Source organism: Mesorhizobium sp. WSM4816, assembly GCF_055811535.1.
On record NZ_JBVVQR010000065.1, the window covers coordinates 6370 to 12785 of the forward strand.

General features: G+C 65.5%; 6 protein-coding genes. 2 read left to right on the top strand and 4 right to left on the bottom strand.

Annotated features, from left to right (window positions below; translation table 11 throughout):
- The first annotated feature begins 70 nt into the window (after nt 1-70).
- Nucleotides 71-349 (top strand): hypothetical protein, encoded by a 279-nt coding sequence (locus tag AC0L3H_RS32210; RefSeq protein WP_473588166.1) that lies wholly within the window; start codon nt 71-73, stop codon nt 347-349.
- Between the two features lie 221 nt (nt 350-570).
- Here the strand turns inward: AC0L3H_RS32210 and lpdA are convergent, their stop codons facing one another.
- From lpdA to AC0L3H_RS32230, 4 genes are all read right to left on the bottom strand, one after another.
- Nucleotides 571-1968 carry a dihydrolipoyl dehydrogenase gene (gene lpdA, locus AC0L3H_RS32215; RefSeq protein ID WP_473588167.1) on the bottom strand — a complete coding sequence of 466 codons (1398 nt, stop codon included), beginning with the start codon at nt 1966-1968 and terminating at the stop codon, nt 571-573.
- 180 nt (nt 1969-2148) lie between these two features.
- The gene (locus AC0L3H_RS32220) at nt 2149-3534 is read right to left on the bottom strand and encodes a dihydrolipoamide acetyltransferase family protein (protein ID WP_473588168.1); all 1386 of its coding nucleotides are present in this window, start codon (nt 3532-3534) and stop codon (nt 2149-2151) included.
- Between the two features lie 229 nt (nt 3535-3763).
- The gene (locus tag AC0L3H_RS32225) at nt 3764-4777 is read right to left on the bottom strand and encodes an alpha-ketoacid dehydrogenase subunit beta (protein ID WP_473588169.1); all 1014 of its coding nucleotides are present in this window, start codon (nt 4775-4777) and stop codon (nt 3764-3766) included.
- A 2-nt stretch (nt 4778-4779) separates the two neighbouring features.
- Nucleotides 4780-6012: a thiamine pyrophosphate-dependent enzyme gene (locus tag AC0L3H_RS32230; RefSeq protein ID WP_473588170.1), complete on the bottom strand. Its 1233-nt coding sequence runs from the start codon at nt 6010-6012 to the stop codon at nt 4780-4782.
- 122 nt (nt 6013-6134) lie between these two features.
- Between AC0L3H_RS32230 and AC0L3H_RS32235 the strand changes: the two genes are divergently transcribed.
- Nucleotides 6135-6416, top strand: a 282-nt coding sequence (locus tag AC0L3H_RS32235) for a hypothetical protein (protein ID WP_473588171.1), incomplete at its 3' end; no start/stop codon positions are given.

Here is a 6416-nt window from a genome sequence, read left to right on the forward strand (position 1 = left end):
TGCCCCACCGCCGCTAGGTGCTAAAATAATTTTTTGAGCGCGCCTGCGGGCGCCGCTGCTGGAGGTGTTATTGGTCTTCGCCACCGCCCGCGGCCGAAAGCGGGGCCGCCTGCTGCAGGAAACCTACGCCAACAAGATCTACGCCAGGCGCGTCGGCGACAAGGTGCGCAGCGCCATCCAGATCACCACCGCCTCCGCCATCTGCGCTGTGCTCGACATGCTGGCCGACGGCAGCTTGCCGGCGCAGGGTTTTATCAAGCAGGAAGACATCGCGCTCGACGCGTTCCTCGCCAACCGCTTTGGCAGCGCCTACGCGCAGCACGAGATGGTTAGCCGGCTTGCCGGGTGAATGCGCTTGTGAACGCTGGCGGGGCAGCACCCCCCTCGACCCTACCGGGCATCTCCCCCTCAAGGGGGGAGATTGGCAGCTTCGTCGTCTCACTTAGTTTTTAGCATATCGTTAGCGAAGGCCGGCGTGACATCCGATCTCCCCCCTTGAGGGGGAGATGTCCGGCAGGACAGAGGGGGGTGCTGTCCCGCCGACATCGCCAGTTTTTGCGCCGTCGCGATCTAAACATGCAAGGCATGCCCCATCGCCTTCAGCGCCGCCTCCTGAAAACCCTCACCCTGCGTCGGATGGGCATGGATGGTGCCGGCGATATCCTCCAGCCGCGCGCCCATTTCCAGCGCCAGGCCGAACGCCGTCGACAGTTCCGACACGCCCTGGCCGACCGCCTGGATGCCGAGCACCAGATGGTTGTCGGCGCGGGCGACAACCCGGACGAAGCCATCCTCACTCAGCTTGGTCATCGCGCGGCCACTGGCGGCGAACGGAAACAGCCCGACCTTGATCTCGCCGCCGAGCCTCTTGGCCTCCTCCGGCGACAGGCCGGCGGTGATCAGCTCCGGATCGGTGAAGCAGATGGCGGGAATTGAGCGCTTGTCCCAGCTGCGCTTGTGGCCGGCGACGATCTCGGCGACCATTTCGCCTTGCGCCATCGCCCGGTGCGCCAGCATCGGCTCGCCGGTGACGTCGCCAATGGCAAAGATGCCGCGCATCGAGGTGCGGCACTGGTCGTCGATGCGGATGAATTTACCCACCATATCGAGGTCTATCTGCTCCAGCCCCCAGTCTTCGACCACCGGCTTGCGCCCGACGGTGACCAGGATCCTGTCGGCAGCGATCTTGGCATTCTTGCCGGTCGCCGTTTCGACCAGCAAGGCATCGCCCTTGCTCGACAGGCCCTTGGCCTTGGCGTTCACGAGCACCTCGATGCCGAGCTCGGCGAGCCGCTTCACCACCGGCCGGGTCAGCTCGGCATCATATTGCGCCAGCACGCGCGGCAAGGCCTCGACCACGCTCACCTTGGCGCCCAGTTTGGCGAAGGCGATGCCGAGCTCGAGCCCGATATAGCCGCCGCCGACGACGGCAAGTCTTTCCGGCACTTCGCTCAGCGCCAGCGCTTCGGTCGACGAGATCACCGCGCCGCCGAACGGCAGGAAGGGCAGCTCGACCGCCGCCGAGCCGGTCGCGATCACCACCATCTCGGCGCGGACCACCTGCATGCCGGTCTCGGTCTGGACCTCGACGGTCTTGCCGTCACGGAATTTCGCCCAGCCATGCACGGTCTTGACCCCGGCCTTCTTGAGCAGGCCGGCAACGCCACTGTTAAGCCGGCTAACTATACTGTCCTTCCAGGCGATGGTCGCTTCGAGATCAATCGACGGTGTGGCGATTGAAATGCCGAGTGGGCTCTTGCCGCTCGCCATGTGCGAGATTTTCTCGAACTCCTCGGCCGCATGGATCAGCGCCTTGGACGGAATGCAGCCGACATTGAGGCAGGTGCCGCCCGGCTTGCCGAACTCGACGATAACCGTGTCGATGCCGAGCTGGCCGGCACGGATGGCGCAGACATAGCCGCCCGGACCGGCGCCGATGACGAGCAGCTTGCAGGATATTTCCTTCATGTCGACACGCTCTTTTTGACGAAGAAGGGCCCCCTCATCCGGCCGCTGCGCGGCCACCTTCTCCCCGGCGGGGAGAAGAGGCTTGCACCAGCCTTGGAGACCTCCTCTCCCCTCGGGGAGAGGGTGGCCGTAGCGAAGCGGAGGCCGGGTGAGGGGGCCTTTGCGACCGTTCTCATCATCTCAATCCACGAAAATCAGCGCCGGGGTCTCCAGCAGCGTCTTGATCCGCTGGATAAACACCGCGGCGTCCCAGCCGTCGATGACGCGGTGATCGAAGCTGGAGGACAGGTTCATCATCTTGCGCGGCATGAACTGGGTGCCGTCCCACACCGGCCGCACCATCATCTTGTTGACGCCGAGGATCGCCACTTCCGGATGATTGATCACCGGCGTCGTCGCCACGCCGCCCATGGCGCCGAGCGAGGTGATGGTGATCGTCGATCCCGACAGTTCGTCGCGCGCCGCCGTGCCTGACCTGGCCGCCTCGGCCAGCCTGAAAACCTCGGCGGCGCAGTCCCAGATGTCGCGTGCCTCGGCGTGCTTGACCACCGGCACCACCAGCCCCGAAGGCGTCTGCGCGGCAATGCCGATATGGACGCCGCCATGCTGGTGGACGATGCCGGCCTCGTCGTCGAACAGCGCGTTGATTTTGGGCTGGTCGGCGATCGCCTTGACCATCGCCCGCATCAGGAACGGCAGCAGCGTCAGCTTCGGCCGCTCGACGCCGCCGCGCTTCTCCTTGTTGAGCGCCGCGCGCAAATCCTCCAATGCCGTGACGTCGATCTCCTCGACATAGGTGATGTGCGGGATGCGCGACTTGGCCAGCGCCATCTTCTCGGCGATCTTGCGCCTGAGCCCAATGATCTTGATGTCCTCGACCGCCTCGTTCCGGGCGAGGCCGGAGACCTTCGCAAGCTGCGGTCCGCGCGCCAGGAAGGCGTCGATGTCCTCGTGGAGAATGCGGCCGGCCGGGCCGCTTCCCCTGACCTGTCGGAGATCGACGCCGGCCTCCTTTGCCCTGAGGCGGACGGCCGGCGACGCCAGCGGCCTTTCACCTTCGGGACGCGGCGCGGCGACGGGCGCAGGACCCCCACCCCTAACCCCTCCCCACAAGGGGGAGGGGGATTCCGTCGCCGATGCAACCTCACGCTCAGTGATTTTTCCGGGCGGGGACGGGTGCGGTGCCGCTTTGGCACTGGCTTCGGCCGCCGAAGCGCATCCCCCTCCCCCTTGTGGGGAGGGGCCAGGGGTGGGGGTACTGCGGTCGGTAATCTTGGCGGCCGCCTCGCCGCCCGGCTCCGCAGCTGCCTTCACATTGCCCTCGCCGGCCACCTTCAAGCGTACAATGGGCGAGCCGATCGCCACCGTGTCGCCGATCTCCGCACCCAGCCAGACGATCTCGCCGTCGACTGGCGAAGGAATCTCGACCGTCGCCTTGTCGGTCATGACGGCGGCAAGCACCGCGTCCTCGCGCACGAGATCGCCGACCTTGACCTGCCATTCGACCAGCTCGGCCTCGGCGACGCCTTCGCCGACATCGGGCAGCTTGATCACATACTCGCCCATCGTCAGGTCCCCCTTACCGAGGCGTTTGCGCTGCCCCTCACCCTTGCCCATTCCAGGGCGAGCCGCTTGTCTCGCCCGTCCTTCGGACCCCCGTGAACAACGGAGAGAGCGGGATCGCCGGCGTGGCGGCCAGTCCCTTCTCCCCGTTCTGCACGGGGAGAAGGTGCCGGCAGGCGGATGAGGGGCGGCGCCACCATTGGCAATTGGTCTGAGGCTCTGCCTGCCATCGTCAGGCCTCCATCGTTTCGACGAGTGCGCGGCCGAGCCTGGCCGGACCGGGAAAATAGTCCCACTCCTGCGCATGCGGATAGGGCGTGTCCCAGCCGGCGACCCGCACTACCGGCGCTTCGAGATGGTAGAAGCAGTTTTCCTGCACCAGCGCCGACAGCTCGGCGCCGAAGCCTGATGTCAGCGTCGCCTCGTGCACGATCACGCAGCGGCCTGTCCTGTTGACCGAGTCGACGATCGTCTCGAGATCGAGTGGCAGCAGCGTCCTCAGATCGATGATCTCGGCGTCGATGCCGGTCTCCTCGGCCGCCGCCTGCGCGACATAGACCATCGTGCCGTAGGCCAGCACGGTGACCGCGGCGCCCGGCCGACGGATCACCGCCCTGCCGAGCGGGACCGTGTAATGCCCGTCGGCGACCTCGCCGAGTTCGTGCTTCGACCATGGCGTCACCGGGCGCTCGTGATGGCCATCGAACGGACCGTTGTAGAGCCGCTTCGGCTCCAGGAAGATCACCGGATCGGGATCCTCTATCGCCGCGATCAGAAGACCCTTGGCGTCATGCGGATTGGACGGCACGACGACCTTCAGGCCGGAGACATGGGTGAACAGCGCCTCAGGGCTCTGGCTGTGGGTCTGGCCACCAAAAATGCCGCCGCCGGTCGGCATCCGCACCACGATCGGGCAGGTGAAATCGCCGTTCGAGCGATAACGCAGCCGCGCCGCCTCCGAGACGATCTGGTCATAGGCCGGATAAACATAGTCGGCAAACTGCACCTCGACGCAAGGTTTCAGGCCGTAGGCGGCCATGCCGATGGCCGAGCCGACGATGCCGGCTTCGCTGATCGGCGTGTCGAAGCAGCGGCTCTTGCCGTATTTCGCCTGGAGGCCTTGCGTGCAGCGAAACACGCCGCCGAAAAAGCCGACATCCTCGCCGAACACGATGACACGGTCGTCGCGCCCCATCGACACGTCCATGGCGTCGCGTATCGCCTCGATCATGGTCCGTCTTGGCATGGTCAGACCCCCGCCTGCTGGCGCTGGCGTCTGAGATGCGGCGGCATCTCACCATAGACGCCTTCGAACATGTCGCGCGTCGAAGGCTTGCCGCCGGCGTGCAGCGTGCCGTGGCGCTCGGCCTCCCTTTGCGCCGCGATCACCGTTTCGAGGATTTCCGCCTCGGCCTGGGTGTGGCGCTCGTCCGACCAGACGCCGCGCTGGATGAGATGGTTCTTCAGCCTGACGATCGGGTCGCCGAGCGGCCAGGCGTCGGATTCGGCCTTCGGCCGATAGGCCGACGGATCGTCGGAGCTTGAATGCGCGCCGACCCGATAGGTGACATATTCGACCAGCGTCGGCCCAAGATTTTTCCGCGCCCGCTCCGCCGCCCATTTGGCCACCGCGTGCGCGGCGAGATAGTCGTTGCCGTCGACCCGCAGCGACGGAATGCCGAAGCCGAGACCGCGCGCGGCGAAGGTACCGGAGCCGCCGCGGGCGATGCCCTGGAAGGTCGAGATCGCCCACTGGTTGTTGACGACGTTAAGCACGACCGGCGCCTTGTAGGTCGAGGCGAAAACCAGCGCCGAATGAAAGTCGGACTCGGCCGTCGAACCGTCGCCGATCCAGGCGGCGGCGATCTTAGAATCATTGCTGATCGCCGAAGCCATCGCCCAGCCGACCGCCTGGATATATTGCGTCGCCAGATTACCGGAGATCGAGAAGAAGCCGTGCTCCTTCGACGAATACATAATCGGCAGTTGCCGGCCCTTCAGCGGATCGGCCTCGTTCGAATAGATCTGGTTCATCATCGTGACCATCGGATAGCCGTCGGCGATGAGCAGGCCGGCCTGCCGATAGGTCGGAAAGTTCATGTCGCCCGGCGCCAGCGCCTTGCGAAAGGCGCAACTCACCGCCTCTTCGCCGAGGTGCTGCATGTAGAACGAGGTCTTGCCCTGGCGCTGCGCCATCTGCATGCGCGCGTCGAAGCTGCGCAGCGTCATCATGTGGCGCAGGCCTTCCAGCAGTTCGTCGTCGGAAAGCAGGCCGGCCCACGGCCCGACGGCCTCGCCGGCGCGGTTGAGCACGCGGATGATCGAAAACGCCAGGTCGCGGATATCACGCGGATCGACATCGATCTCGGGACGCGGCACCGAGCCGGCCTTGGGGATGGTCACATCAGAAAAATCCGGCGTCCCGCCCGGTCGCACCTCCGGCTCCGGCACATGGAAGCGCAACATTCCCGCATCGGCCATGACCTTCGTCCTCCCATGTTGCCCGGCCAAGATACTTGCACACCGGCAGACCAGTGCCAATTCGTCGGGCAAGGCTTCCGGCCAACCGCCGCGCCGCCGGCAGCATGCGTCAGGATGAAGATATGTCAGCGAAATTTCTTGTCGATCTTCCGGCTCTGCGCGCAATTTGGCGCATGATTGCGCTTGGTTTCCCGCCAGATTGGACAAGGCGTCGGATTGAGCGGCTAGCGCGGCGGCCCTTTCCTTCTCCCCTTGTTGTGGGAGAAGGTGTCGCAGAAGGCGACGATGAGGGGTGTTCCAGCCTGGCACCGACGGCACTCCGTCCAACACCCCTCTTCCGTCTTGGCGCTGCGCGCCAATCCACCTTCTCCCACAAGGAGGCCTTTGCACAGAATCGGATTGAT